This window comes from Bradyrhizobium sp. th-b2 (assembly GCF_000426785.1).
GTDB classification, from domain to species: domain Bacteria; phylum Pseudomonadota; class Alphaproteobacteria; order Rhizobiales; family Xanthobacteraceae; genus Bradyrhizobium; species Bradyrhizobium septentrionale.
Window position 1 is genome coordinate 1 of sequence record NZ_AUGA01000239.1, and the last position, 1,602, is coordinate 1,602.

General features: G+C 55.6%; 1 protein-coding gene. It reads right to left on the bottom strand.

The genetic code is table 11. The annotated features are described in order from the left end of the window. Nucleotides 1–500 precede the first annotated feature (500 nt). Nucleotides 501–1,331, bottom strand: a complete 831-nt coding sequence (locus tag K359_RS0147990; RefSeq protein WP_029085253.1) for an LssY C-terminal domain-containing protein — start codon at nucleotides 1,329–1,331, stop codon at nucleotides 501–503. Nucleotides 1,332–1,602 lie beyond the last annotated feature (271 nt).

Sequence of the window (1,602 nt, forward strand, 5' to 3'; positions counted from 1 at the left end):
CCTCAATCTGGGACGCGCGTAGGTCCGCTAAGTGCCACATCCGGACTCATGCAGCGCAGCATCATTCGGTCAGATCGTCGACGCGGTCAGCAGAGATGGAGAGGTCGGGGCAGCAAAAGGCACGGCAGTCATCCCGGTCCTAGACCAGTACACGAGTATCGGGCGCAGTCCCGGTAAACATCCCGACACTCGAACGACGGCAACTGGTTCAGATGACGACAGTCGCGATAGCGTGCACGAAAGGTGCTTATGCATTGCTGCTTAGCGGTCTGTGCGCGCGCTAAGGTGCTAGTGGAGCCATCGGCATCGCGCGCATTGAGTCTTCCAATACTCAAGGACGGAGGCACTGCTAAGACGAGGCAGATGACGATAAGCGACCGCTTGGTGAATTTCATTGGCTCAGCTCCCGTTGAGATCGATGACGGCACAAGGACCGCCTGTAAAGCGGACATTTCCTACGACTGCTTGTGACATAGCGACAGCGATGCCTGACTTTAGCGTCAATCGTCATTTACCACCAACCTTGCCAACATGACCTCGCCATCAGCAATGTAGTGGTTGACGCGTTCGGTGGGGAGATTTTGGCCGGCTTGATACACTTGCTCCGCCTCGATAGATCGATTTTTCCTCAACTCACCGACGATATAGTCGCGCTCTGCATTCGTATCCGAGTCCGTGGCGTGGGTGATCTGAAATGTAAGGTGAGTTAGGGACAAGCCGGTGTCCCTGGTGCCGGCTCCTACCCACAGAGCGCGTTCATTGTCCGGCGGGCGTTTGGTATTCAGCCAGAAGTCCTCTGCTCCCCAGGTGTCCCGGGCACGCGTTTGGCTCAAAGCCCAGAACCGGATGTGATGGCGCTTTCGTGGGCTATTATCGATCGCCTTTTGAAAACCAATGTCTTGGCCACGTCCAAAAAGATAGAGGGTGCTAAATGGGGCGCTGGGGTATGGAGAGTTGAATACGAAGGCACGGATCATGCGCCATGAGCTGGCTAGACTGAGCCGATCTGCTTCTGACCAGCCGAGCGCTGCAAAGGCCACGCGAAGCTGCTGGAGAGTGCCTATGAGTGCGACGTTCACTGGGTCGCCAGGCAAACCGTCGCCCGTAATCGTGTAACTAGGCACACGTTTGCGTTGGAGGATCTTCAGTCCCACGCGAATGGCGCGCGGCAGAACAATATACGCGGCGATTCCATAGGTGATGCCGACGGCCAGGATCCAGGGTAACCTGCGGTCCGCGGTTTCAAAGACGACAAAGACGATCAACCAGACACAAAAGATGCCTAATCCAAAAATCAGCAAACGTCGCAAAAGACGTTTAATTAATCTCATGATCTCGGCACCTTAAGCAGGGAACGGTGATGGCGTTCGCCTCTTTGTTATGCAACTTCGGCATCGCCGATTGGAACTGTTTTGAGTCATTAGCGCCATTTTGATCATCGGCCTATCATTTCCGGTCTTTCCCGATGACCGGACATCCTCGGTCTCCGTCGGCATGTCTCAAACGGGCCGATTGTGTTGAAGAAGTCCGCGAACTGGCAATTTGGGATCGGGCAATGCGACCGGCGCACGGGTGCTTGATTGCGCCTAGGCGGGCTGGAGC

What these genes read in the sequence shown, in the direction of transcription:
- K359_RS0147990 (WP_029085253.1), bottom strand. Translation starts at nt 1,331, where the DNA reads ATGAGATTAATTAAACGTCTTTTGCGACGTTTGCTGATTTTTGGATTA.